This is a genomic window from Candidatus Solirubrobacter pratensis (assembly GCF_000425945.1).
GTDB classification, from domain to species: domain Bacteria; phylum Actinomycetota; class Thermoleophilia; order Solirubrobacterales; family Solirubrobacteraceae; genus Solirubrobacter; species Solirubrobacter pratensis.
This window is the reverse complement of record NZ_AUEK01000006.1, coordinates 319,624-345,817: the sequence shown is the minus strand read 5'-3', so window position 1 is coordinate 345,817 and position 26,194 is coordinate 319,624. Positions and strand designations below refer to the sequence as shown.

Annotated in this window: 21 protein-coding genes; 16 read left to right on the top strand and 5 right to left on the bottom strand. The window is 71.0% G+C overall.

Going from position 1 to position 26,194, the window contains the following annotated elements; translation table 11 throughout:
- Positions 1-317 precede the first annotated feature (317 nt).
- The 14 genes from H958_RS0105460 (at position 318) to H958_RS48860 (ending at position 20,267) form a co-directional block, all read left to right on the top strand.
- Positions 318-2,570, top strand: a complete 2,253-nt coding sequence (locus H958_RS0105460; RefSeq protein ID WP_081685629.1) for a DEAD/DEAH box helicase — start codon at positions 318-320, stop codon at positions 2,568-2,570.
- A 539-nt stretch (positions 2,571-3,109) separates the two neighbouring features.
- Complete coding sequence (locus H958_RS0105455) at positions 3,110-3,601, top strand: hypothetical protein (RefSeq protein WP_196807227.1); 492 nt, start codon at positions 3,110-3,112, stop codon at positions 3,599-3,601.
- A 218-nt stretch (positions 3,602-3,819) separates the two neighbouring features.
- Entirely contained in the window at positions 3,820-5,898 is a 2,079-nt protein-coding gene (locus tag H958_RS0105450) for a GTPase (RefSeq protein ID WP_028057919.1), read from the top strand.
- Entirely contained in the window at positions 5,888-7,522 is a 1,635-nt protein-coding gene (locus H958_RS0105445; protein WP_028057918.1) for a Rab family GTPase, read from the top strand. The genes H958_RS0105450 and H958_RS0105445 overlap by 11 nt, the downstream gene beginning before the upstream one ends.
- 687 nt (positions 7,523-8,209) lie before the next feature.
- Positions 8,210-8,731 carry a helix-turn-helix domain-containing protein gene (locus H958_RS45910; RefSeq protein WP_196807226.1) on the top strand — a complete coding sequence of 174 codons (522 nt, stop codon included), beginning with the start codon at positions 8,210-8,212 and terminating at the stop codon, positions 8,729-8,731.
- A 5-nt stretch (positions 8,732-8,736) separates the two neighbouring features.
- Entirely contained in the window at positions 8,737-9,261 is a 525-nt protein-coding gene (locus tag H958_RS0105435; RefSeq protein WP_028057917.1) for an RES domain-containing protein, read from the top strand.
- 264 nt (positions 9,262-9,525) lie between these two features.
- Entirely contained in the window at positions 9,526-10,656 is a 1,131-nt protein-coding gene (locus H958_RS0105425; protein ID WP_196807225.1) for a sensor histidine kinase, read from the top strand.
- A complete protein-coding gene (locus tag H958_RS0105420) occupies positions 10,653-11,312 on the top strand; it encodes a response regulator (RefSeq protein ID WP_028057915.1) in 660 nt (219 codons plus the stop codon). Before H958_RS0105425 ends, H958_RS0105420 begins: the two co-directional genes overlap by 4 nt.
- A 169-nt stretch (positions 11,313-11,481) precedes the next feature.
- Positions 11,482-12,372, top strand: coding sequence for an ABC transporter ATP-binding protein (locus H958_RS0105415; RefSeq protein WP_028057914.1), 891 nt, complete (start codon positions 11,482-11,484; stop codon positions 12,370-12,372).
- Positions 12,369-13,082: an ABC transporter permease gene (locus tag H958_RS42810; RefSeq protein WP_051323852.1), complete on the top strand. Its 714-nt coding sequence runs from the start codon at positions 12,369-12,371 to the stop codon at positions 13,080-13,082. The genes H958_RS0105415 and H958_RS42810 overlap by 4 nt, the downstream gene beginning before the upstream one ends.
- A 32-nt stretch (positions 13,083-13,114) precedes the next feature.
- Positions 13,115-14,923 carry an alpha/beta fold hydrolase gene (locus tag H958_RS0105405; protein ID WP_081685627.1) on the top strand — a complete coding sequence of 603 codons (1,809 nt, stop codon included), beginning with the start codon at positions 13,115-13,117 and terminating at the stop codon, positions 14,921-14,923.
- 1,234 nt (positions 14,924-16,157) lie between these two features.
- On the top strand, positions 16,158-17,294 hold the full coding sequence (locus H958_RS0105395; protein WP_028057911.1) for a carboxylate-amine ligase: 1,137 nt from the start codon (positions 16,158-16,160) through the stop codon (positions 17,292-17,294).
- A gap of 14 nt (positions 17,295-17,308) precedes the next feature.
- Complete coding sequence (locus H958_RS0105390) at positions 17,309-18,631, top strand: M20/M25/M40 family metallo-hydrolase (RefSeq protein WP_028057910.1); 1,323 nt, start codon at positions 17,309-17,311, stop codon at positions 18,629-18,631.
- Positions 18,632-18,638: 7 nt separating this feature from the next.
- Entirely contained in the window at positions 18,639-20,267 is a 1,629-nt protein-coding gene (locus tag H958_RS48860; protein WP_081685626.1) for an aminotransferase class I/II-fold pyridoxal phosphate-dependent enzyme, read from the top strand.
- Positions 20,268-20,380: 113 nt separating this feature from the next.
- On the opposite strand, the gene H958_RS0105380 is transcribed toward H958_RS48860, so the two are convergent.
- From H958_RS0105380 to H958_RS35195, 3 genes are all read right to left on the bottom strand, one after another.
- Positions 20,381-20,755, bottom strand: coding sequence for a hypothetical protein (locus H958_RS0105380; RefSeq protein WP_156027706.1), 375 nt, complete (start codon positions 20,753-20,755; stop codon positions 20,381-20,383).
- A gap of 119 nt (positions 20,756-20,874) precedes the next feature.
- On the bottom strand, positions 20,875-21,684 hold the full coding sequence (locus H958_RS35200) for a glycoside hydrolase family 16 protein (RefSeq protein ID WP_156027705.1): 810 nt from the start codon (positions 21,682-21,684) through the stop codon (positions 20,875-20,877).
- A 140-nt stretch (positions 21,685-21,824) separates the two neighbouring features.
- On the bottom strand, positions 21,825-22,475 hold the full coding sequence (locus H958_RS35195; RefSeq protein ID WP_037409295.1) for a sulfotransferase family protein: 651 nt from the start codon (positions 22,473-22,475) through the stop codon (positions 21,825-21,827).
- A gap of 440 nt (positions 22,476-22,915) precedes the next feature.
- Between H958_RS35195 and H958_RS35190 the strand changes: the two genes are divergently transcribed.
- Positions 22,916-23,650, top strand: a complete 735-nt coding sequence (locus H958_RS35190; RefSeq protein WP_196807224.1) for a DNA polymerase domain-containing protein — start codon at positions 22,916-22,918, stop codon at positions 23,648-23,650.
- Between the two features lie 358 nt (positions 23,651-24,008).
- Complete coding sequence (locus H958_RS0105360) at positions 24,009-24,413, top strand: Na-translocating system protein MpsC family protein (RefSeq protein WP_196807223.1); 405 nt, start codon at positions 24,009-24,011, stop codon at positions 24,411-24,413.
- 265 nt (positions 24,414-24,678) lie between these two features.
- Here the strand turns inward: H958_RS0105360 and H958_RS35185 are convergent, their stop codons facing one another.
- Together H958_RS35185 and H958_RS0105350 are read right to left on the bottom strand one after the other, a co-directional pair.
- Positions 24,679-25,440, bottom strand: coding sequence for an FRG domain-containing protein (locus H958_RS35185; RefSeq protein WP_196807222.1), 762 nt, complete (start codon positions 25,438-25,440; stop codon positions 24,679-24,681).
- 437 nt (positions 25,441-25,877) lie between these two features.
- Positions 25,878-26,192, bottom strand: coding sequence for a hypothetical protein (locus H958_RS0105350; protein ID WP_028057906.1), 315 nt, complete (start codon positions 26,190-26,192; stop codon positions 25,878-25,880).
- Positions 26,193-26,194 lie beyond the last annotated feature (2 nt).

Genomic DNA, 26,194 nt, shown 5'->3' with positions numbered 1-26,194 from the left:
GATCATCTCGCCGCGCAGCAAGCTAGCCGCAGTCCGCCGCGTCGCCGACCCGCCGGTGGGCCGTCGTCAGAGCGATGTTGTCCGCGAGGTACTCGCAGAAGCCCTGAGGGCGTCGGGTGGCGCCCTCGCACCGGCGGATACCGAGCCGGAGCTTCGGCCATTCAACGTCGTCAGCACGCGCGGGATGGCGCCGCCGGCCCTGCACGAGCACCAGGAGCGGGTGGTCTCACGCCTGCATGACGCCTATCGCCGGCACGGCAACGGCCTGGTGGGTGTAGTTGTGATGCCGACGGGCGCGGGGAAGACGGTGACCGCGGGTGCACTGGCTGCTCGACGATCCGGTCCGCCGCGGCGTGAAGGTCCTCTGGGTCACACATCGAGAGGAGTTGCTGCGGCAGACAGCGGGGACTTTCGTGCGATCGGCGAGTTTGTTGGGCGGCTCGCACGAGCGGCTCGCGATGCGGCTGATCGGCAGCGGCTTCGGTTCCGCGACGACGCTGCCGGACGTAGCGCACGACGTCGTCGTCGCGACCATCGGGTCGCTCGCACGACACCCGTTGGCCGTGCGCGGCTTCCTGGCCGCGCATCCCTGCGTCGTCGTGTTCGACGAGGCGCACCACGCAGTCGCGCGGACGTGGCGCGAGATACTGCAGCTCGCCCGCGAGGCGACAGATGACGCGGTTGTCGGCCTGACCGCCACGCCCACGCGGATGAGACCCGACGAGCGGCGGATGCTCGGGCGGCTGTTCGAGCACACGCTCGCCGAGGTCACGCTGGCCGAGTTGACCGCGGGTGGATATCTGGCCGAGGCCCGGATCGCATCGGTCCCCACCGAGGTCGACGCCGAAGCGCTCGCCGATGACGACGACCTCATGCACCTGATGCAGTACGGCGAGCTTTCCTCCCGGCTGGCGTCGCGGCTGGCGGGCAACGTGTCGCGCAATCGGACGATCGTCGACACGTATCGCCGCGGACCAACCGACGGCCGCGACTTCAGTTATGGCCAGACGATCGTGTTCGCGGTCGACGTGGACCACGCGCACGTGCTCGCGCGCGATTTCGCGGTCGCAGGAGTACCTGCCGGCGCACTGACCGCATCCATCAGCACGCTCTACCTGCCTGAGCCCGGGAACGGCGCGAGCGCCGAGGATGTACCGCGAGCTGAGCTGCTGGAGCGCTATCGGAGCGGAGCGTTCCCAGTCTTGGTCAACGTGCAGGTGCTCACAGAGGGCGTCGACCTCCCGGCCGTCAAGACGGCGTTCCTCGCTCGCCCCACGAGCAGTGAGGTGCTGATGAGCCAGATGGTCGGCCGGGCGCTGCGGGGCGAGAAGGTCGGCGGCACGCCGCACGCCTACCTGGTCTCGTTTCGCGACCATTGGCACCGCTTCCCCGACTGGATCGATCCCATTCGCCTCTCCGGCCTGGTCGATAGTCCGGTGGTCGAGGAGCCAGCACCCACGGCCGCGGCCACCCCGGGCGTGCGGATCGACCTGGACACCTGGCGCCGCGTGCTCATGGCCGCAGCTGACGAAGTGCGAGAGCGACTTCCCGCCACGGAGGGAGCGCCATGGACCGCAGTGCCCATCGGCCTCTTCGCGTTTGAGGTCGAGCTGCCGATCGACGACGAATCCGGCGAGGATGAGGAACTCGAAGCCCGCCACGTCGATCTGTTCGTGTACGACCACGACGCCGTAGGCTTCGACGAGCTCGCGGCCGCCGTTGCCGCCGGAGAGGTCGGCCCGGACCCCGAACTCTGGCACGATCGCTTCTTCGCGGAGACGCCGGAACCGCGTCCTGCCTTGTCGCGGCTCTACATGCTGGCACGCTATGTCGCTGCCGAAGGCGAGATGCCCCCCTTCATCGCGCTGGAGAACCGCGACGCGGTCGACCCCCGCCGCATCGCCCGGCGACTCTTCGACGCGGACGCGCGCCGGGACGAGCGTGAGGCGACCATCGCTGCGGCGTACGACGCCAATCCCGCGCTTGTCGACGCCTATTACGGCGGTCGGGAAGGGCTCCGACGGCAGGTCCTCGAGCAGTTCTCACATCTCGACGTCGGCGAGCCCGAAAGCTTCGACGAACTCCGTGTGCCACCCACTCGTGGAGCGGACCGCATCGATCATATGTTCGCAACCGGCACGCACGATCTCCAAACGATCCTCGAACGTGTCCGGACCGATCCAGCGCTGTTCCCGGAGCCGTTGGCCGCGCCCGCCGGCGGTATCGAGTGGACGACGCGTGCGCTGGGCTCCATATGGGCCGACTACCAGTGGCAGACGGACTCCCCGGCCCACAATTTCCCGAAGATCCGGGTCAACGTGCTGCTCGACAGCCCTGCTGTCGAAGCGAGCATCATCGAGTTCCTCGTCTATCACGAGTTGCTCCATCACCAGGACGTGCTGGAAGGCAAGACCAACCCACGGACCGGAGCCGTCCACAGCCCGCACGATCGAGACTTCCGCGACCGCGAGGCTCGCCACCCGGCGCTGGTACACGCGAACGCGTGGATCGACACATTCCACGATCGGTTTGCCGCCATCGACGATGACGGCGCTCCCGTGGCGGTGTAGAGCGTGTGCGGCCCGGCACGCGGTCGATGGGTCCCCGAGGGGGCGAATGGGAGCGGCCCTTGAGCTGCATGAGATGGGCATCGACGCCTCAGGCTCGGACCGTCCCGTCTCACCGGCGGGCGGAGGCTTCCCCTGTCCGTCGGCTGGTGCAGCACGTCGTGACTGCGCCTGGGTCCCGGCACGCAGCTCGGCAATGTGCCGCCATCGTCGAGAAGCGCGGCTTTCGCTTCTGCCTGAGGGCCTATGCACCGGGTGCCACGCGTCGGGCCGGAGCGGCGCTTCCGTTCGTCGTCCGAGGCGGGAGCCAGGGTCGCGTCAGCCATGACTCCTCGTCGACGCCACAGGGGCGATGGGCGTCGTTCGCTAGTCGGAACCTGCGGAGACTCGGAGCCTCCGATTCGGCCTCGGCCAACAGGCGCTCAAGACCGGCGAGGAACCACCCGACGTCAGAAATGCCGTGCCGCGCTCGACTGGGCACGTGACGACAAGCCGGCGGCGAGGTGAGCACACTCATGGTTGAGGCGTATTAGGGGCCTGTGTTGAAGATACGAGTCAGAGACATCCGCGTCCGAGAGGTGAAGCCGCGCTGGCGCAAGAGCGAGGCGGTCGACAGCGGCGATCCGCTGGCAGTCGTGGACTCCTGCTTCGACTTGGTCGCGGGTCAGTTGCCCGAATGGCGATCGCGCTACGAGTGGCCCCAAGGGGTGCCGTTGGACGAGGCCCTGCGTCGGCGAGCGGAGCTCGCGAGCCTGCTCGCCGAGGATTTCAGGGCCAATGGGTCCTTGGGAGCGCAGTGCATCGCTCCAATCATGCTGTGGGGCTTCGGATCTCGGGCGGTTCCGCCAGAGTCCGCCCTTCACGCGGCCACGGCACTAGTCGTTCCGGTCCTGGACCGCTACGACCTTCGGGGGGCGTGCCAACCACTACTCAGGCTGCCGAGCTGGGGGACCAGCCGGGCGTCGAAGGTTCTGGCCCTCTGGGATCAGGAACGGTTTGGTGTATACGACAGCCGCGTCGCGGACGGGATCTAGGATCTCGTGCGGGACGGAAATCCGTCGGTGCCGATTCCCCCAGGGCGGATGGTGCGGGGCACGTCTCCGGGACGAGGAGGTTGGACGGCCGCGTTCGAGCTGTTCACAACGATCATGCGGCGCCTCCGTGATAGGGCTCGAGGCGACGAGCTTACGAGCGCGACCATTCGCACAGCGTCAGACGTAGAGATCGCGTTCTTCGCACGGAGTCACATGTCGTGACGACAGCCGTTCTTGTCGTCGTGGCGTTGACCCTGGCCGTTGCGCTCGCCGTCGGGCTGCGGCGGATGCTCCTGCCGCGTCCGGGGTGGGCGCAACGGGCGCACCACGCATTCAGCGGCCACACTCACGACGAGGTCGGAGCCTGCGAAACGGCGAAAGAGGGACTCAGAGGTCTACGCGGCGCCCTAGAGACCCTGTGCGCTCACGAGCACTCCCCTGGGAGCGTCGGCGCGCTGCAGGACGTCAGACGTAATGCGCTCGTTCACGTCGACCTAGCAGAGCGCGAACTGGACGCCCTCCGCGCGCGTCCCGCCGCCCTCCGCGTGTCGCTGTTCGGTCGCACGAAGGCGGGCAAGAGCACCGTATGGTCGGCCGTCACCGGCGAGCCGGCGGCGTTGAGCTCGGGCCGGCAAAACACGACCGAGGAATCGCGGGCGTGGGAGCGACACGGCTTGCGTTTCATTGACCAGCCGGGAGTGGCCGGAGCCCGTCGTCCCGACCTGGAGAAGCTGGCGTGGGAAGGAACTACGGACGCCGATTTGATCCTCTTCGTGCTCACCGAGGACAAGCTCCTCGAAGTCGACCAGGAGCACATGCGGCGGCTCGCCGATCTCAGCGTGCCCCTCGTGTGCGTCATCAACGTGAAGCAGGCCGAGGTGCCGCTGCAGGATTTCGTCCGCGACGAAAGCCTCGTCTTCGATCCAAGCGAACTCGAGGAGTACCGCTCCTCGGCGGCAAGTCTTCTGAAGCGGGCGGGGCACGTCGACCCGCCGATCGTCCTGATTCACGCCCTGTCGGCTCACTCTGCGCGGTTTCCTCACGGGGATCGCTGGCGAACCTTTCATCGCCGGGCGCTCTGGGAGCAGAGCAAGATCGAGGAGGTCCTGCGAGCGATCGAGGACTGTGCTCCGGATGCTGCTGAGTACCGGAGGGACGCCGCGCTCGACGTGGCCCTGGCTTGCCACGCGCGCTTCGACCGTGAGCTGTTCGCCGTAGTTCAGAGACTCCGCCGTGTGCGCGCGGAAATCGTGGCTGCCTTGCCTTCGATCGAGGCCATCCTCGAGGAGACCGAGGCGGACGCTCGTGCACGACGCTCGCGAATTGGTGAGATGCTCGCTGCCAGCCATGAACGCGCAATTGGCGTCGCGGTACGCGCTGCGGAGCGCCCCTCGGCGGCGCAGCTCGAGGCCGATCTTCTGGGAGCGCTGGACCTCGACGGCATCAGGGTCGAACTGGAGTCGGAGCTTGATGAGATATGGCAGAGGGCGCGGACGAAGCTCGAGGAACTCGAGGGCGACAGGAAACTCGTCGCGTCGCTCCACGGGCGCCTAGACGTGGACGAGAGCTGGGCGCAGATTCGACGAGCCGCCAAGCGCGAGCGATTCACTCAGCGACTGGCCACCGTTGCAGACGTCGTGGCGGGCGCGCTCACCGTTCTTTCGTTGATCACCGGGGCCGGCGGCAGGGTGGGAGCCATCGTGAGCAAGGCGCTGGGGTCGCTCGCAATGCGCCAGAAGAAGAAGGCTGAGGCGCGGCGAGAGGAAGCCATCAAGCGATTGCAGAGCGACCTTGGCGCCTATATGGATGCCCTCCGGGACGACTTCGGCGAGGCGTGGGATCAGGCGGTAGGGGGTCTACTCCGCGACCTGGATGAGGGAGTGCTGGGGCAGCATCGTCGGCAGATCGACGACTTGAAGACGTCCGAGGCTCGATTGGCCCGAGCGCGAGCGACCGGCGCACGCGTAGCGCGGAAAGTCGCGGCGCAGCGCTTCGCGACTCCGCAGGGCATCGTGCTGCCGGTGTCCCCGCGTGCAGCACTGGTCGAGTCGCACGTCCGTGAGCTCCGACGCGCGATCGCGCTGCGCAACGACGGGGCTCCTCTGGAGGAGCTGCTGGCAGGATGTGCTGGTCTCCTGGTCTCACTCGACGACCCGGGTGCGCAGAACGGATCTCCACGTCGCCGGCCTCGTGGACCGCATAGGTCAGAACGCGGCAGCGACGCACGACCTGTGACAGAGGAGGCGGCTCGTCTGGAGTCGCTGATGTCCGCGATGGAGGAATCAGATGCCGACTGAGTTTGAGAAGGACATGGTTGATCGCCTCCACGCCGACCTCCGGGCCGCTGGCGTGAGCGCCTCCGATGTGGATGAGGTTGCCAGGTACCTCCTCAACGTCCCCGATTCCGTGGCAGTGGCCGTGATCGGCGAACACAACGTGGGCAAGACCACCCTGATCGCCGCCCTGACAGGAGACCCGGATGCGCACGCGGACATCGCCCCGGTGATCAAGACCGACCGCTCGCGACGGTACATCACCATCCGGTCGGGCTTGGAGATCGAGATCTGGGATACCCCGGGGCTGGGCACCGAACGGTGGGAACACGACGCCGACGTCCGTGACCGAATCACTCGGGCGGACGCGGTCGTGGTGGCCGTTACCACCGAACTGCTGGACGATCTGGCGCGCGAGCAGTTGCGGCATCTCGTCGTCGTAGGCCGGAAGCTCGGCGTCACCCTCTTCGTCATGACGAAGTCCGACAGGGAGGCGGTTGATCGGGATGAGGCGCTCGAGGAACTTCGTCAGGCTCTCGCCCCAGTACCCCCCAGCGCAATCGAGCCCGTCTGGACCTCGGCCAAGCAGGTTGTCGGCGGCGGCGCCAGCGCCGAAACCGCGCGAGGCGCCGGAATCGAGATGCTCGATTCCCGAATCGTCCAGCTCGCGACCGGTTCTGCCCAGGAGCGCATGCGGATCAGGGGCGCAATCCGCGCGCTCGACCTCATCGATCGGGCTCTTCCAGCGCTTGTCGACGAGCGGCAGCCAGAACTCAGGCTTGCGATTGAGCTCCAGCAGCGTTTGCACCGTCTGCTCGTGGAGGCGGACAAGAAGGTCGGGCGGATCGCCGATCGGTACAGGAACGAACTGCGGATGCGTGGCGCAGACGTGTCGGCGCAGTTCGGTTACGACCTGGCAGAGCTGATCGGGGCGTCGACCGTTTCGCTGAACGACGAGATCGAGGTCGCGTGGCGTGGGCGCTGGCAAGAGTTCAATGACGCGATCTCCGCGCTCAGCGACGAGTTTGCCACCGACATCGCTACGGTCGTTGCCGATGCCGCAACCGAATGCGATCACCTGAACCAGAGCCTTCTCGCGCAGGAGTTGCGGTCTCGCCTACCGGTCCTCGTCGAAGAGGAGGGCCAGGATCACGGGTCGTCCCCAGGGCACATCGACCAGCGGTGGCGGCGCCCTGGATACGCCGACACGCTCAAGTCAGTGATCGATGGCATAGGGAAAACCGCGGATGTCTTCCTGGACGTGGAGGGTCTTGAGTCGCCATTCGCGTCGGTGGCCGATTTGGGACAGTCGCTGGTCGACCTCGTCTTCTCCTTGAAGGAGGAGCAGGACGTCACGCAGCGGCTGGCGCAGGCGGACGAGCTCAAGCGGGAGAGCCGGTCGCGGCTCAACGAACGCGCCGATCGGGTGATCTCCGGCTGGAATCAGGCACTTGCGAGGTATCGCGCCGAATCGGTATCCGCCAACGCCGCACGGGCGTCCGAAACCGAGGCCTCGCTCCACCGAGCCCTCGGCACGGAGGTCGCCTTGGCGGAGCGCCTCCGAGCGGCGCGGGCTGAACTGGAGGCGGCGATCCCAGAGGAAGCATGGGCGCCGGCCGCCACAGAGCAGGAGCGTTCTAGATCGTGAGCCATTAGACCCATGCAGGGTTGCGTCCGGCATTGGCGGCAGAGATGGCCGGCCCCCGACGCGGTCGGGGGTTCATAGCCGCGCGGCTGGCACCCGCACGGCGGCCGCAACCGCATAAGGGGAGCCCGACGGTGGCGATGAAGCCCATTGCCTTGTCGGTCTGGACCTGCACGCGCGGCAGACGCACGCGGCGGTGCCCTTCAACGCCGGTACGTTCCGTCGCAAACGGCAGGCGGAGTAAGGCCACGCTGGTCGAGGCTCGTCGCTCGCTCGCGTTCTCGCGACGGGGCGGCGAATGCTCGACATGAAAGAAGCGGCGCCGCGCCGGGCCGGAAGCGCCCAGATTGTGGATCCAGGACACTCTCGCCGGTCCGGCGCGCGACCCGCTGTAGCGGCCTCGACGATTCCAGCCAGCCGTAGCCTCCGGATTTGATCGTCGACCGACTCGCGGACGGAAACGTCCGAAGTGGCGCCCGAACTACGGCATGGATACGGCATGCACGGCCTGGCGATGCTACGTCACCAGCCGAAAAACCCTGCAAATCGCACATTTACGGCATCGGTAGGCGTAGCGCCTCGTAATGAAGGGGTCCCCGGTTCGAGTCCGGGCGTCGGCTTGAAATCCCTGCAAATCGCATGAACGTGTTGCGGTGGATTGACTCCCCGACCGCTTCACTGCGTGTGAACGTGGCCTACTCGCTCTCGCGAAGTTCCCCGCAACTCGCGGCGTTCGACCGGGCGGTGCGTAGGGATACTCTCGCACGGAGTACGGCATCGATACGGCATGAGCAGTTCGGCTGGCGGCCGCGATTTTGCGATCCGTCGTCGGCGCGAAATCTTGACGGAATTCTGACGGAGCGTTACGGTAAGCAGGTGACCGCTCTCGCCCTCGAAGCCCGGCGCGTCAGGGACACCGCGCACCTCAGCGACCGGCAGATCGCCGCCGCAACCGGTGCCCGGCCGAGCACAGTCCGCGATTGGCTGAACGGGCGCAGCGCGCCGACCGGCGCGCGCGCGGATCGCTTGATCGAGTTGGCGGAGATGACCGACCGGCTGGCGCGCGTGATGGAACCCGGCTACATCCCGGTCTGGCTCAACCGGCCGCTGGAGGCGCTCGACGACGACAAGCCCGTTGAGTTGCTCGCGCGCGGCGAATATCGCCGCGTCGCGCAGCTGATCGCCGAGCTCGAGTATCCCGGCGTCACGTAGAGCCGGTGGCGCTCGACGTCGAGGCGACGCTCCTCGCCGGCGAGTGGATCCGTCACGCCCCGCACAGCTCCTCGCTGCTGGGTCGCGCCGCTGAACCGACCGACGGGCGCTGGCAGCACGGTACCGTCGTGCGCGGTCTCTATCTCGCCGACCGCGCGGCGACCGCGACTGCCGAGTGGTACCGCTTCCTGGCCGAGCGCGGGCTGCCGCCGGCGCGCGCGATCCCGCACGACCATCACATCTGGCGGATCGCGCTCGAGCTGGCCGACCTCAGCAGCCGCGAACGGCTGGCCGCGGTCGGCCTGCCGCTGCCGCGGCCGTGGCGGCGGACCTGGTCGGCGTTCCAGGATGTGGGCGATGCGCTCTGTCGCGCCGGCTGGTTCGGGCTGCGCGCCCCGAGCGCGGCACGGCCCGGAGCGCAGATCGTCTGCGTGTTCGACCACGGCACGTGGCCGCCGGCGGGATGCGAGCCCGTGCGGACGGTCGAGATCGCCGAAGTGCCGCCCCCGCCGACCGGCATGACCACGTAATCCGCGACGCGCCTGCGAACAGCGCGATGCCGAGCGCGTACGGCTCGGCGCGTCGCGGATGCGTCACGTCGCCGCATCCCTCGCGGGGCAACCGGTCGGGTCGCTCGCCCGTCGCTGCGGCATGTTCTTCCGCCACGATCCGCCCCAGGTGCTCGTCGTGATCGCCCCCGCCGATTCGGGCCACCACAGCAGCGGCCCGCTGGGGCGAGCGATGTGGAAGAGGATGCATCAGCGGCCGGTCTGGCCGTGGAGTAGGTTCGGTGTGTGAGCCGTCTGCCCGTCTTTGCGCGCCGCCGCGGCTTGGACACGCTGATTGTGATTGCGGCACTCGAGGGCGCGCTCGAAGTCGCCCGTGGGACGCCGGCGCCGCGGTGGTTCGCGGCGTCCGCGGTCGCGCTCGTCGTCCTGGCGCTGTTGGGGCGCCGGCGCTGGCCGTTCGCGGCACCCGCCGCGCTGTGGGTGCTGGCCGCGGCCCTCTCCTTCGCCGACGGGCGGCTGGTCACCGACACCGCGTCGGTGTACATCGCGGGCGTGGCGGCGTCGTTCATGCTCGGTCAGGTCGCGGACGGCGTGCGCGGACGGCTTGGGCTGGCCGGCCTGCTGGCCGCGGCGGCGATTGTCGTCGCCAACGACCCCGAGCGTGGGCCCGCGGAGTTCCTGTTCGTCCCCGGCCTGTTCGCGACGGCCTGGTTGGCGGGCTTCGCGCTGCGCGAGCGTGCCGCGCAGGTCGTGGCGGCCGAGGGCCGCGCCCGCCACGCCGAGGGCGAGCGCGAGCATGCGGTTTTCGAGGAGCGGGTGCGGATCGCGCGCGAGCTGCACGACGTCGTCGCCCACCACGTGAGCATGATGGGCGTGCAGGCCGGCGCCGCGCGCCTGGTGATCGACGGTGATCCCGTCGGGGCCAAGCAGGCGCTGGCGGCGATCGAGAGCTCGAGCCGGGAAGCGGTGGCAGAGCTGCACCGCCTGCTCGGGTTTCTGCGCCAGGCGGGCGACACCGACGACCTGGCGCCGCAGCTCGGGCTCGGCGAGCTTGGCCGGCTGGCGGCGAGCCTGAGCGAGTCGGCGCTCGCCGTCGAGGTCAGCATCGAGGGCGAGCAGCGGTCGCTGCCGCCCACCGTCGACGTGTCGGCGTATCGGATCGTGCAGGAGGCGCTGACCAATACGCTCAAACACTCGGTGGCGTCGCGCGCCGACGTGCACCTGCGCTACTGGCCCGACGAGCTCGAGCTCGAGGTCGTCGACGACGGCCGGCCCACCGGCATGCCGCCGTCCCCGTCGGGCGGCCTCGGGCTGATCGGCATGCGCGAGCGCGCGGCGCTGCACGGCGGGCAGCTGAGCGCGGGGCCCGCGGCGGGCGGCGGGTTCGCGGTCAAGGTCAGGCTGCCCACGCCGTGAGCATCCGTGTCCTGCTGGCCGATGACCAGTCGCTGATCCGGGCGGGGTTCCGGATGATTCTCGAGTCCCAGCCCGACATCGAGGTCATCGGCGAGGCCGCCAACGGCGAGCAGGCCGCCGAGGCGACTCGCCGCCTGCGGCCCGACGTCGTGATGATGGACATACAGATGCCCGACGGGGACGGGCTGGCGGCCACTCGGCGGATCGCCGAGGATCCCGACCCGCACAGCCGGGTGATCATCCTCACCACGTTCGAGCGCGACGAGTACGTGTTCGAGGCACTGCACGCCGGCGCCAGCGGTTTCCTACTCAAGAACGCCCCACCCGAGCAGCTCGTCGACGCAGTCCGGCTGGTCGCGTCGGGCGAGGCGCTGCTCGCCCCATCGGTGACGCGCCGGGTCATCGAGCAGTTCGCGCGCCGCCCCGTCGAAGCCGACGTCCGCGCGCGGCTGGACTCCCTGACCCAGCGCGAGCGGGAGGTGCTCGTGATGCTCGCGCGCGGGATGAGCAACAGCGAGCTCGCGGCCGAGCTGTTCGTCACCGAGGGCACGATCAAGACGCACCTCTCAAGCCTGCTGGCCAAGCTCGGGCTGCGCGACCGCGTGCAGGCCGTCGTGCTGGCCTACGAGAGTGGGCTCGTAAAGCCCGGCCGGTAGCCCCGTCTCTGTCGTTCGACAGAGACCGGCGCGCCCAAAGACCTGCGCTCGGGCGGACCCCGGTCGCATCCTGAGGACGACGACAGGCGCGGCTCCAGACCGGAGACTGACGCCATGAACGCACGCCCATCGCACGTCGTCTTCGTCTCCGGACCGGAGGGCTGACGCCATGGCCCCCGTCGAGGTCCGTGACCTCTCCAAGCGCTTCGGCGACTTCGCCGCCGTCAAGTCGCTCTCGTTCGACATCGAGGCGGGCCGCGTTACCGGCTTCCTCGGTCCCAACGGCGCCGGCAAGAGCACCACGCTGCGCGCGCTGCTCGGGCTCGTCCGGCCCTCGTCGGGCTCCGCCACGTTCGGTGGGATGCGCTACGAGGAGCTCGAGCGCCCCGGCACCCGCGTCGGCGCGGTGCTCGAGGACGCCTCCTTCCATCCCGGCCGCAGCGCCCGTAACCATCTCCGGGTCCTGGCCGCCACAGCCGGCCATCCCGCGGGGCGCGTCGAGGCGGTGTTGGCCACCGTCGGCCTCACCGACGCCGCGGACCGGCGCATCAAGGGCTACTCGATGGGGATGCGCCAGCGACTGGCAATCGCCGCCGCGCTGCTCGGCGACCCGCCGGTGCTGATCCTCGACGAGCCGGCCAATGGCCTCGACCCGCCGGGCATCAGCTGGCTGCGCGGCCTGCTGCGCGAGCAGGCGGCCGCTGGCCGCGCGGTGCTCGTCTCCAGCCACGTCCTCGCCGAGGTGGCGCAGACGGTCGACGACGTGATCGTGATCGCCGACGGCGAGCTGCGTGCGCAGGGTCCGCTCGATCAGGTGCTCGGCGGCGACGACGGGCCCGCGACGGAGGTCCGCGCGCACGACCCGGTGCGGCTGGGCGAGGCGCTCCGGCGCTGCGGCCACCGCGTGGAGCGCAACGGCGACGTGCTGCACGTCCTCGGCGCGACGCCGGAGCAGGTCGGCGAGATCGCCGGCCGCGAGCAGGTGGCGGTGCTGGGGCTCGCGCCCCGCGCGCGCTCGCTGGAAGAAGCCTTCCTCTCACTGACCGGAGCACGGGCATGACCGCATTGCTGCACGCCGAGCTGTTGAAGCTCCGCACCACCCGCACGTTCGCCGTAGTCGTCTGCACGGCGGCCGCCCTGTCGATGGTCCTTGTCGTCCTCGCGACGGTCCTGGCCGTCGACAAGGACCCACAGGAGTTGTTCACAAACAACGCCATCACCTACATCATCGTGCTGCTCGGCGCGATCGGAATGACCGGCGAGTGGCGCCACCGCACGATCACCGGCAGCGTCCTCGCCGCGCCGGACCGGCTACGGCTGCTCGCCGCCAAGGCCACGTCATACGCGCTGGCGGGCGTCGTGCTCTCGCTGCTGGTGACGGTCGCCACGATGGTGGTCGGCACCGTGATCCTTGAGATCCGCGGTGAGGCGACGCTCGGCCTCGGCGGCCTCGCCGACGTCCTCTGGCGGAACCTGGCCGTGGCCGCGCTGCTCGGGCCGCTCGGCGTCGCGTTCGGTGCCCTCATCCGCAATCAGATCGTCACCGTCGTCGGCCTGATCGCCCTCGCGGCGGTCCTCGAGCCGGCCGTCTTCCAGGTCGCCCCGGACGTCGGTCGCTTCGGCCCGCTGGCCGGCGCGCCCTCCGGCGTACTCGCAAGCCCCGATCCGGGCGTGCTGGCACCGGGCGTCGCCCTCGCGGTGCTCATCGCCTGGGCCGCGGTCGCGTTCGCCGCGGCCGCACTGCGGCTGCGCCACCGCGACCTCGTCTGATCCCTTCCAGTCCCGAAAGGCCTCCCCTCCCCATGCCCCGCTCCCCCCTCGAAATCGCCAGGGCACTGGCCGTGCTCGTGCTCGGCGGCCTCGCCTGCGCCGCCACCGCACACGCGGACAGCCCGTGCCCCGACGGGGTCCGCTGCGGCACCGTCACGGTGCCGCTGGACCGGACAGACCCCGCGGCCGGCACGCTCGACGTCGCCTACGCGCTCGTGCCGCGGACGGACACGAGCCGCCCAGCGCTCGGCACCATCGCCCCGAACCCCGGCGGCCCCGGACAGTCGACGATCGCCAGCGCGGGCCTGTACGTCGGCGCGCTGGCGCCACTGCGCGAGCGCCGCGACCTGCTGCTGATCGATCCGCGCGGGACCGGGCGGTCGGGTGCGCTGAGCTGCTCGAGCCTGGCCGGCCGGGACCCGCTGGGCCTCGACTACGCGGGCCTGCTGAGCGCGTGCGGTCGCGACCTCGGGCCGCGCGCCGCCCTCTACGGCTCGGCCGCCGTCGCGGACGACATCGAGGCCGTGCGCGCCGCGCTGAACATCGACGAGCTCGACCTGTGGGGCGACTCGTACGGCACGTTCCTGATGCCGGTCTACGCCGCGCGGCACCCCGAGCACGTGCGCTCGATGGTGCTCGACGGCGCCTACCCGATCGACTTCGACGTCTGGGGCCGGGACCTCGTCCGCGGCGTGCGGCGCGCCATCCGGCTCGTCTGCACGCGCACGCAGCGCTGCTCGGGCCCGCGCGTCCTGCGCCAGATCGAGCAGCTGGCCGGCCGCCTGCGCCGGCACCCCGTAGCCTTCAGCGCGCAGGGCCCGAACGGGCGCGTCGCCCTGCGCCTCGGGGAGCGCGAACTCGCCGAGGTCACCTACAGCGACGGCGACCCCGAGGTGTACGGCCGCCTTCCCGCCGCGGTCGACGCCGCGCTCGATCGCGACTACGCGCCGCTCAAGCGCCTCGTCGTGGCGTCCAAGCTGCTGCACGTCGGGTATGACCCAGCCGATCCGAGCGTGATCAGCTTCGCCGGCCAGGCCGCCACGACGTGCCACGACTACCCGCGCGCGTTCAGCCTCGCCGATCCGCCCGCGGCGCGGCGGGCAGAGTATCGCCGTGCGCTCGCGAAGGTGGACCCAGCCGAGTTCAAGCCGTTCTCGCCCGACGCGTGGCTGAGCACCAACATCGAGCCGGGCCCGAAGTGCCTGGACGCGCCGGTCGACCCGACCGCCGGCTCCCCGCTGCAAGGCCTCCCGCTGCCGGACGTCCCCGTGCTCGTCCAGTCCGGCGACCTGGACACCAACACGCCGGTGGAGGCGGGCCGCGCAGCCGCCGCGCAGTTCGCCCACCCGATCTACGGCGTCGTCGCCAACGCCGGCCACACCCCGGACCTGCAGCCGTGCGGCGTCGCGATGGCGATCGACTTCATCGAGCACCTCACGACCAATCCGGATCGCTGCCGGCACGTCGGCCGGCCGCCCACCGTGGCGGCGCGCCCGGCGCGGCACGCCGCCGAGCTCGGAGCGACCGCCGTGCGGCGGGCCGTCGCGGTCGCGCGAGCGACCGTGGAGGACGCGCGCAGCGTCGCCGCGAGCGGCGTGCCCGGCCGCGCCGACGCGCTCCGCGGCGGCAGCTACGTCGTGAGCGCGGACCGCGTGCGCGTCGTGAGCGCGCGCGTCGTCACCGACGCAACCGCGGACGGCACGATCCGCATCGACGCGCACAGCACCACCGCCCGGCTGCGCCTGCACGGCCCCGGGCTGCCGCGCGCACGGCTCACGGTGCGCTTGGCCGGGGCTACCACGCGCGTCACCGGGACAGTCGACGGGCGTCGCGTCGGCTGAGCACTTGCTACGGCGAGGCATGAAGGCCTCCGACGAACTGGGTCGTCGGAGGCATAGGCACCAAACGAGAGTTCGCCCCCTTGCCGCGACCGTTTCCGGCGCATGCGATGCTCGCCGAGCGGTGGAATTCCTCATCCTCGGGCCGCTCGAGGCACGACCGCACGGCCGGACGCTCGCGGCCGGCGGACCGCGACAACGGGCGCTGCTCGCCGTCCTGCTGATGAGCGCCAATCGCGTCGTGGCGCGCGAACGACTGCTCGAAGAGCTCGGAAGCGACGAGATATCCGAGACCGCGAGCCACACGCGACCGGCTGTGGGTCCGCGACTTCCCCGGCCCGACGGTGGTCGAGGTCGACTCGCGCGCGGAACGTAAACCTCACCGGTCAACAGTCGCGCCGACCGCAGCTCGCCTGCCGAGCGCATGGAGAGAACAGCATCGCCATGAAGCCGAAAGTTGTCGAGATTGTGGATTCTGGGCACTTTCGCCGGTCCGGCTCGCGACCTGCTGGAGCGACCTCGAGGATTCCAGCCGCGGCGCTCGCTATCGCACCGAGGCCCGCGCGACAGCGCGAGCCGATCAGCTCCCACTATCGCAATAGACGAAGGGCGGTCGCCCGTGACGTCGAGCGCTGCGGCACCTCGATGCGGTCCTGCTCGCCGATCTCGCAGAGGACGCGGGCAGGCATGCCGGCGGCGAGAACGCCGGCGGGCACGTCCGGTGTGAACAGCGCCGGCCCCGACCATGGTGTCGGCGCGGATGGTCACGCCGCGGCACGGGATCACGCCGGCACCTGCACCCGGACGGACGGGAGCTGCAGCGAGCGCTCTGTCGGCCGCCCAACCGTGCGGCGGAGCGGGTTGACGGCAGGGCTCGGCCACGCCGGCGTCAATCGCTGCCTTGACCGGCGCCGCGATCGCAGACGTCGGCCTCGGGGGCGATGATCCGGCGGCATCGAGCGGGGCACGGCGCGCCCGAAGCGTTTCCGTTCCGCCGCGCGGTCCCACGTGGCGGCGCGTCCCTGCTGCGCTCCCGGCGGTGAAGTGGACCGTTGCGTCAGCTCGGCGACATGCGACGGTGGCCGGCGCCCGGTCGATGGGTACACGCTAACCGGGATGGGCGTGGCCGTGTTGGAGGCGCGCATCTCGATGCCTGAGCGTGAGGCGATACGGCACCGGGCCCTCGGTGCGCGATCGGCGGACGCCACAACTTCTGCCGATCCCGTCCCGGTTGCCTATGTCCATCACCTGCTCTCAGATTGCCTTCAATCGATCGCCTGTCTTCAGCGTCGGCGCCGAAGAGGAGCTGCTGCTCGCCACCCCCGGCTCCTTGTGGCCGTCGTCCGGCGCGGAGGCGCTGCTTGCCGCGCTGGAGGCCTACGACGGGTCCGTCGCCGGCGAGATCAACGACGCCGTGATCGAGCTGCGCACGCCGGTGTGCCGCACGGTCTCCGAGTCCGCCGGGGCGCTGCGGAGCCTGCGGGCCGCCGCGGGCGCCCATGCTCCGCTGCTCGGCGCGGGCGTGCACCCGCTGGCGCGCTTCGGCGACGTGCGGCTTAACGACGGCGAGCGATATGCGCTGATCGACGAGACGATGCGGTCGCTCATGCGCCAGACGCCGCACTGCGGCGTTCACGTCCACGTCGGAATGCCCGACGCCGAGACGGCGATCCGCGCGTGCAACCGCATGCGCGAGTGGATTCCCGTCCTGCAGGCGCTGGGCGCGAACTCGCCGTTCTGGTACGGCCGCGACTCAGGCCTGGACAGCACGCGCTCGATCATCTGCCACTCGTTCCCGCGCTCCGGCATCCCGCGCGCCTTCGCCGACTACGACGACTTCGCCGCGACGGCCGCGGAGCTGTGCGCGCTGGGGGAGTGCCCGGACTACACGTTCCTGTGGTGGGACGTGCGCCCGCACCCGCGGCTCGGCACGCTCGAGGTCCGCGCGCTCGACGCGCAGGCGTCCATCGAGGATCTCACCGGGCTGATCGCGCTGGTCCAGTGCCTGGCGGTGCACGAGGCGGCCGCGCCGGCGCGCGGCGGCTCGTCGCCCGAGGCGCTGCGCGAGCTGGCCTTTCGCGCCGCCCGCGACGGCCTCGACGCGCGCCTGCGCCTCGACGGGCAGCTGCGCCCCGCGCGCGAAGTCGCGTGCCACGCGATCGCGTTGGCCGGCGCGTACGCCGCCGACCTCGGGTGCTGGGACGAGCTGATGCTCGTGCACCGGATCCTCGAGCGCGGGAACGGCGCCCAGCGCCAGCGCCGCGATCACGCGCAGGGCGGCATGCGCCTCGTCCTGCGGCGCCTGGCCGGCGAGACGGTGCCGGAGCCGGTGAACGAGGAAGCACTCGAGCTCGGGCGCACCGCCCGAGCCTGAAACGAAAGGACACCATGCTCGATCCAGTCGCCATCGACACGGACCTGCGCGAGGAGGCGAGCGCGCTGCTGCGCCGCCTCGTGGCCTGCGACACATCCAATCCACCCGGCCGCGAGACACAGGCGGTCGCGATCCTCGAGGACTACCTGGCGGCCGCGGGCCTCGAGTGCGAGCGCGTGGCGAAGGACCCCGAGCGCGCGAATCTGATCGCCCGCCTGCCCGGTCGCGGCAGCGGACCGTCGCTCGCGTTCCTCGGACACTTCGACGTGGTCGTCGCGCGGCGCGAGGAGTGGTCGGTGGAGCCGTTCGCAGCCGTCGAGCGCGACGGCGCGATCTGGGGCCGGGGAACGGTCGACATGAAGGGCCAGGTCGCGGCGTCCGCCGTTGCGCTGGCGGCGCTCGCGCGCGAGGGCTTCCGGCCGGCGGGCGATCTGATGCTGCTGGTGATGGCCGACGAGGAGGTCGGCGAAGCCGAGGTCGGCGCGCCGTACTTCGTCGAGCAGCGGCCGGACCTGTGCCCGGACTTCGTCGTCGGCGAAGGCGCCGGCGAGCGCTACGACACCACGGCCGGTCCGGTCTACCTGCTCGATCACGGCGTCAAGGCGACCGCGACCGCCACGGTGACGGTGCGCGGGCGGCCCGGCGACGCCTCGCTGTCGGACGCCGGTCCGAACGCGCTCTACGAGGTCGGGCGGCTGCTCGCCCGGCTGGAGGCCTACCGATCGCCGGTGCGCATCCCGGCGCAGGTCGAGCCGCTGATCGACGCGCTCGCGCCCGGAGACGCCCCGCCGCACGAGCGGCTCGCCGCCGCGCGCGTGACGCACCCGGCGATCGACCGGGTCTTCGGCGCGCTGGTCGGCACGACGTTCCAGCCGAGCGTCCTCGAGGCGCCGGCGCCGCAGAACGTCGTCCCCGCCACCGCCACGCTGACGATCGCCTGCGGCCCGCTGCCCGGCACGACCGGCGAGCAGCTCGAGGCCGAGTTGCGCGAGGCGCTCGGCGACGGCGAGTACGAGATCGAGCTCACCACGCCGCCCAAGGGCGGCTCGATCTCCGACGAGGACAGCCCGCTGCGCGACGCGATCGAGGAGTTCCTCGGCGCCGAGGACCCCCAGGCGCGCCTGATCCCCACGCTCGGCTACGGCTACAGCGACTGCCACGTGCTGCGCGAGGCATACGGCTGCATCGCCTACGGCTTCATCCCGTTTCGCTACGGGGACGCCGTCGTCAACCTCGAGACCAAGCACGGCGCCGACGAGCGCGTGCTCGTCGACGACCTCGAGTTCCAGACGCGCGCCGCCCTCGCGATCGCGCGCACCATCGGCTCGCAGGAGTGACACCCGCATGAAGGCGCCGCCGCCGTGCGGTCCCGAAGGCGACGCGCCACGCATCGCGGGCCGCGGCGACGGGAAGGGCCGCGGCAACGACGACCAGGAGAGCTCGATGGACACGCGGACGCTGCGACGCAAGGTGAACGAGGTGAAGGCCAAGGCGGAGGAGCACCGCGGTCCGGCGGGCCATTCGCAGGAGGATGCGCCGCTGCTGGACGCGCTGCGGCGCTTCCACGCCGAGGACACGCTCAGCCTCGCGATCCCGGCGCACAAGAGCGGCGCGGGCGCGCCGGACGACGTGCTCGAGCTGCTCGGGGAAGCCGCGTTCCGTGCCGATCAGACGATGCTCAACGGCGTCGACAACCGCCACGAGTCGTGGCAGGTCCAGACCGCCGCACAGGAGCTCGCGGCCGAGGCGCTGGGCGCCGATCAGTGCCTATTCTCCACCAACGGCAGCACCGCCAGCGTGCACTCCGCGATCAGCGCCGTCGTCGGCCCCGGGGAGAAGCTCGCCGTCTCGCGCAACGCGCACAAGTCGGTGATCACCGGACTCATCCACGCGGGCGCCGTGCCGGTGTGGCTGGAGGCCGAGTACGACGAGGATCTCGACGTCGCGCACGGCGTCACGCCGGACACCGTGCGCCGCGCGCTGGCCGAGCACCCCGACTGCAAGGCCGTGATGATCGTCTCGCCGAGCTACTACGGCGTCTGTTCACGCGTGCCCGACATCGCCGAGATCGCGCACGGCCACGGCATCCCGCTGGTCTCCGACGACGCCTGGGCGCTCGCCTACAAGTTCCACCCCGAGCTGCCCGAATTCGCGCTCGACGCCGGCGCCGACCTCGCCATCGGCAGCGTCCATAAGACGCTCAGCGGCCTCTCGCAGACGTCGATCATCTCGGTCAAGGGCGACCGGATCGACACGGTCCGGCTCAGCCTCGCGCTCGAGACCTACGAGACGACGAGCGGGTCATCGCTGCTGCTCGCGTCGATCGACGCCGCGCGCCGGCAGATGGTCCAGGACGGCGAGCGGCTGCTCGGCGAGGCGCTGCGCCTCGCGCGGCGACTGCGCGCCGGCGCGCAAGCGCTCGGCTATCCCACGATCGAGCCGGACGACATCCTGCGCCGCGCGAGCGCGTGGGCCTTCAACGAGCTGCACGTGACGCTCGACGTCCGGCACCTCGGCCTCACCGGCTACAAGGCCGCCGACTGGCTGCGCGGCCACGAGGCGGTGGCGGTCGAGCTGGCCGACCACCGCCGCGTGATGGCATGCGTCACGCACGCCGACAGCGACGACAGCATCGACCGCGCACTGAGCGCGTTCGAGGCCCTCGCCCACGGCGGGCCGCGGTTCACGCGCGCGAGCCCGAGCGTCCCGAGCCCCACCGAGCTGCGCACGAAGCAGGTCATGACGCCGCAGCGCGCCTTCTACGCCGACGTCGAGATGGTCCCCATCGACAGGGCCGGGGGCCGCATCGCCGCGGAGTTCGTCACGCCGTACCCACCCGGGATCCCGCTCGTCGTGCCCGGCGAGCGGATCAACGAGGCGATCGTCGACTATCTCAAGACCGGTGCCGCCGACGGCATCTACGCCGAGGGCTGCGCCGACCAGTCGCTGTCCGAACTGCGCGTCGTGGCCTGATCGGGCCGCAATGCGGCAGCGGCGCCGACGTGGCGTACCGCGACGCCGACGACGTCCCGACCGGCTGCGAGTCCTCGAACCTCGGCCCGCGGCCGCGCCGCCGCAGACGACGATCAATATCGGCAGCTTCGGCCCCCGGCCGACGCGCGGCGCACGGTGTTGAGCGTCCAGCGGCGGTCCAGCCGCCGGTTGGCGGCGCAGTCGCGCAGCAGCGCGCGTGTCCCGCCGCGACCGGGAGCCCGTCCGTCGCCGCCGTGCCGAAGCGCGTACTCGAGCCGCGTCAGACATGGCGTGTACGCGACGACGTCCGCCGGCGGCGTGCGGATCGCCGCGCGCAGGGTTGTGCGGGAATAGCGGTGCGTGAGAAAGCCGTGCGCAGCGCAGTCGCGCGCGGCGCGCGTCAGGCCGGACCTCGGATGGGCTGCGGTCGCGTACGCGGCCGGTGCCAACAGCAACATGAGGGCCGCGCCGGCGGCGAGAACGGTCATCGGCGTGCGCATCGCGAGATCAACGGTGACGCCGTGCGAAAGCTGCGCGTAATCACGGCATCGCAACAACACGCTGGCGCGGACGCGTCGGTCGCCCGCGCGGGTGTCGGTCCCGAGCGCTATCGCGGGTGATCGCGAGCTGCCTGGCCGGGGCGCCAGGCATAGGCGACCACGCGGTCGATCTGCATCGTCACGCGCGCGGGCGTGCTCGCGTCGGGGCAGGGGGCGTAGCGGTCGCCGCAGGTTCCCGCCTGGGTCTGCATGTCGAGCTCCATCGGTTCGCTGGGAACATCTGGACTGCTCACGACTGCCCATCGCCGCCCGTCGAGGGTGTAGGCGAGCTCCCCGGGAGTCCATTCCACGCCCATCGTGTGCCAGCGAGTGAAGTCCGCCTTCACGATCCGTTGCGTCTGGCGGTCGTCCGGCCTGACGCCGTAGTGCAGCGTCGCGGCCATGTGATTCCGCTGCCGATTCTCGCCGCCGTGCTCCGCGAAGTCGATCTCCGGCGGCCAGTGGTTGGCGCTTGGGAAGAGCAGCAGGACCGCGGCTACGCCCTTACCCGCGTCCACGCGGAAGCGCACTTCGTACTTGCCGTAGCGCTGCTGCAGCGCGGGTCCGCTCGACACGCCGCCCGACACCCACCGGTTTCCGAAGCGGGGGTCGCGATACGTCTCGAGACGCAGCACGCCGCGTCGTACGACGACATGCGACGGATCCCACCAGCCGCCGGGGTCCCCCTGCGGCTGTCCCGAGTACCGTCCCCAGCGCGCACTGCTCAGGCCGTGCCCGAAGTCGTCCACGAACACGCGCTGCCAGCCGCCGCCGGGATCGGCCGTTGCCGGCGTCATGGACCGGGCCGCCAGCGCCGCCAATGCCGCCAAGACGGCGACGAGGATCGCCGCCATCGCGGGTCGCCGGCTGCCGGTCATCACGCAATGATGGCGGGCTGCGCAGGTGTGCTTTCGGACGGCCCGATTGACGACGCTGGAACACGGCGCACTCGAGCGCGCCGCGTATGGCCTGCCCGACGTCATCGACCAAGGCCGTCGGGCGCGCCCCGCGGCGATCGCTAGCCCGGCAGGGCGGGCATCCCGACCATCGCGCGGAAGGACGCCGTGTCGTTCAGACGCGGGAACGCCTCGTCGGGAGCCTCGACGCCGAGGAGCTGCGCCAGCGGCTCCCAGCCGTCGGAGATCTCGTGCACGAGCAGCCGCTCCGCGGGAACGGTCCGCCGGACGTCCTCGTTGTGGCGGTTGAAGACGCCGATCGCGAAGTCGCGGTCCTCGAAGCGGCCCTCGAACTCGCCGTCCCAGATCAGCGGCGCGATCACTCGCATCACCGCGGGCGACGGCGGCGCCTGCGTGCCGCCCTCGAGCTCGCCGCTGCGCGCCGCGCCCTGCGCCGCGTGGATCGTGCGCAGCGTGCTCTCGTACCAGGCCTCCGGATCGCGGACGGTCAGCAGCACCTTCGCGTCCGGGAACGCCTCCATCAGGCTCCGATAGAAGCTGCAGCCGGGCCAGTCGACGGTCGCCTCGTAGCCGTCGAAGACCTCATGCCAGTCGACCGCGCGGCCCTCCACGGCCGCCTCCCACATGGCGACCCGCGTCTGCTCGCGGATCAGGTCGATCATGTGAAAGCACGGCCCGGCGCCGAGCCGCTCGAGCGCCGCCTTGAGCGACATCGTGCCGGTCCGGCCGAGCCCCGCCCCGATCACCTTCATCTGCACCTCCTTCGACGTCTCCCGCCGTCACCGCGCATATCCCCGCCTCGCTCGAGCCTAACCCCGGGCTCGACGCTGCGTCGCCAGGCGCCCCACCGGCCGCGACGGGCGACGGCTGGTCAGCCGGCAACCCGTCTCCGGGTCGTCCGGCGGGCGCGTCGGGGTAGCACCTCTCGCATGACTGTGATCGAGGTACGTCCAGCCGAGAATCGCGACACCGAGGTCAAGGGACCCGCGTCTCGCTAGCCGGACGGGTAGAGCTGGCTCATGGACGCCGTCACGAGCGCGGGCAACGTCGAGGTGGGTGGCCGGCGGCTGGCGATCCGCAACCTCGACCGGGTCGTGTTCCCGCGCGCCGGCACGACCAAGGCGGAGTTGCTCGATTACTACGTCCGGATCGCCGACGTCATGCTGCCGCACTGCGCGACCGGTTGCTGCACATGCACCGCTACCCGGAGGGTGTCGAGGGGCCGCGGTTCTGGCAGAAGGGCTGTCCGGAGCACCGCCCGCAGTGGCTGCGGACGGTACCGGTGTGGAGCGCGGCGAAGGGCGCGCCGATCGAGTTCTGTGTCGTCGACGACGTGGCCGGACTGCTGTGGGCGGTGAACATCGGCTCGCTCGAGCTGCACACGTCGCTGCACACGCACGCGGACCTGGAGCGCCCGACGGCGCTCGCGTTCGACCTCGATCCCGGCGAGGGCGTCGACGTCGCCGGTTGCGCGCAGGTCGCGCTGCGACTGCGCGAGGTGCTGGACGGGATCGGCCTCCGCGGTTGGGTGAAGACGTCGGGCTCGAAGGGCCTGCAGGTCTACGTGCCGCTCAACGCCGACGTGACGTACGCCCGCGCCAAGCCCGCCGCGCGAGCGATCGCGGAAGCGATGGAACGCCGCTGGCCGGAGCGGATCGTCTCGCGGATGGCCAAGGCGCTGCGGCCCGGCAAGGTGCTGATCGACTGGAGCCAGAACACCCAGCACAAGTCGATGGTGTGCGCGTACTCGGTGCGCGCCAAGGCGCGTCCGACGGTCTCCACCCCGGTGCTGTGGGAGGAGCTCGAGGCGGCTGTGGCGACGGGCGACCCCGCGCGGCTCAGCTTCGAGATGGACGACGTCCTGCGGCGCGTCGGCGAGCGCGGGGACCTGTTCACGGACGTGCTCACGACCGAGCAGCGACTCTAGGCGGCAGGTGGCCGCGGCCGCCGATCTTCCCCGACCGCGCCAGTGCCACTGCACAGTGGCAGGTTGGCGCTCGAGCCGACCCGCTGTCGGTGCAGTTGTAGGTGCCGGAGACGTCGCATCCGCTGACACCGCGCAGGCGCGGCGCGGTAGGCTTTTCAGGTCCGCCCGGTCCATCGTCGGCCGCAGGGTTGCCCTGAGCCTTCTTTCATCTCCTCGACGTCCGCGCCGATCAGGGGCGAGGAGGGGCAGAGAGACTCGACTGGCGCTGGAGCCGGGTGGTCGCACCAGGATCGCATCTTCGGGCCTTGCTTCCTCCGCCCGTGAGTGTGCAGCGGCGAGGGAGATTGGAGGTGAGATGGTGTCCGGAGCCTCAGAGCAGGCCACGTCGCCGTTGACGGCGATCTCTAACGCGATGGTGCGGTTGCACAAGGAGCAGTTCGGGCGCGGGCCGACGAACGCGCGCTCGCACTTCGCCGGTCCCGACACGCTCGTCTGCGTGCTCGAGGACGTGCTGCTTCCCGCGGAGCGCAAGCTGGTCGAGATGGGCGAGCATCAGCGCGTGCGCGAGACGCGGATGGCATTCCAGGTCGCGACGGCCGCCGAGTTCGTCGGTGCGATCGAGCAGATCGTGAACCGCAAGGTGCGCGCCTTCAGCAGTAGCACCGACGTCGTCACGGACATCGTGTTCGAGAACTTCCTGTTCGAACGCGATGGCGCGAGCGGGGACGGCGCCCGCGCGCAGGGCGACGGCCAGGTCCTGTAGGCGTCTGCTGCCGTGCCCCCGACGCGGGGGATCGTCGTCATGGGCTCATCTCCGGCGACGCATCTGCGACGCCGGAACAGGTCCTCGTTGACCTGGCGGCAATAGTGGTGGGCATCCCAGCACCCTGCGCCAAGCGGAGCGCCCCTCGCCCGCGGGCCGGGTCGGGCTGGGTCGATCGCTGATCTTCGGATTCGCCATGCCTGGGCGCTTCCCCGATCGCGGCGCGGCGGCGCGCGGCGGTCCGGCCGCAGACGCTCGGCCGCGGTCATGCCTGCTCACCCTGGTCGGTACCGACGGTCACCGGCAGGGCCATGGCTGCGCCGCCTTCGTCGGCTGCCGCAGTCGGCGAGTAGTAGCGCCGCAACCATGCCGCCAGGCCGTCGAGGCCGGGCAGCAGGACGCGTTCGGTGATGTTGGCCTGGTCGAGCCGGGCGCGGATCTCCTCCTTCGCGCCCGCGGTGATGCGCCATGCGTGCCAGAGCTCCCCGTGGGCGTCCAGCCACTGGTCCATGCTCGCCTCGGGACTCGACATCGCCGAGAGCACGGCGGACTGGTTGACGATTCGATCGTCGAGCGAGGGCGGCTCGAAGAACACCGCGAACGGCGCGTCGGCGGCGAGCCGGTCAAGGCGCTCGAGCGTCGGTGCGCACTCGCCGAGCAGTTCGGTGGTGAACACGGTGGCGCCCTCTTCAGCGAGTGCGTGGTGCAGCTCCGGCGGCAGCAGCTCGTGGGCGGCCGCGCAGTCGACGGCCCAGATGATCGCGTCGCTGCCGGGCGAACTGGCCGTCGCGAAGTGCGCGGCGACGAAGGGGGAGAAGGTCCAGTCCAGCAACCGCGTGGGCAGCCCATGGTGCTGCGCGAGCGAGAGCCAATCCCACAGGGTGGGCCCGGGACGCTCGCGATGCGCGTACTTGCGGAAGTTGCGGATCAAGTGACGCTCCACGCGGGGGAAGCCGTCGCCGAGCCGGGCGAGGCTCGACCGGTTCGAATACGACCACCGGGCAAGCCCGCGGAACACGAGCGACACGTGTGCGCGCGAGCGCTGCGCGCCGGCCTCCGCGACGGCGTCGTCGAGCTCGCGCCACGACGCGATCGTCTCGGCCCTGCTCGCGGATGGGCGCTCAGCGGTCACGGCCGTGAGCGTGGCGCGTCAGCGACGCGTCGGCGGCTGAGGCCACGGCGGCGATCGCGGAGAACGTTGTCTTTGACGAGGGCGGCATCGTGGACTCCTCCTGTTCGGCGCGGGGGCTCCTCGCGAGCGCTACCCGGCCCCGCGCCGACGCATCCGGTGACATGACAACCGGCGTTCGCGCGTCCGGCGGCTGACGGCGACGAGCCCGGGCGCGGGGCATCCGCGCCGGATGACCACGACGGCGACGGGCTCGCTCTGACTGGAGGAGCCGGCGGCTCTCGTGCGCACCGCGAGCGCCGTGGTCCCTCGTCCCCGGTGCCAAGAGCCGCGATCTAGAGGAACCCGCCCAGCGCGCCGACGATGATCACGCCGGCCGCGACCGTGATGACGAGGATCGCGGCCGTCGGCAGGAACCGGCTACGGCGTCCCGCGCTCGCGTCACCCGGCGGGCGGTCCGGGCCTGTCGCGCCGCGGACCATGCGCCGCTCGAGCAGCAGCCACCCGGCCGCGGCGCCGGCGAGCAGCAGCGCGCCGAGCCAGGCGATGCCGCCCTCCGCGACCGCAACCGCGAGCCCGACGATGAGCGACCCGAAGACGGCGACGAGCGGCAGGATCACCGGCGCGCCGCGCGAGCCCGCGGGCTGCACGT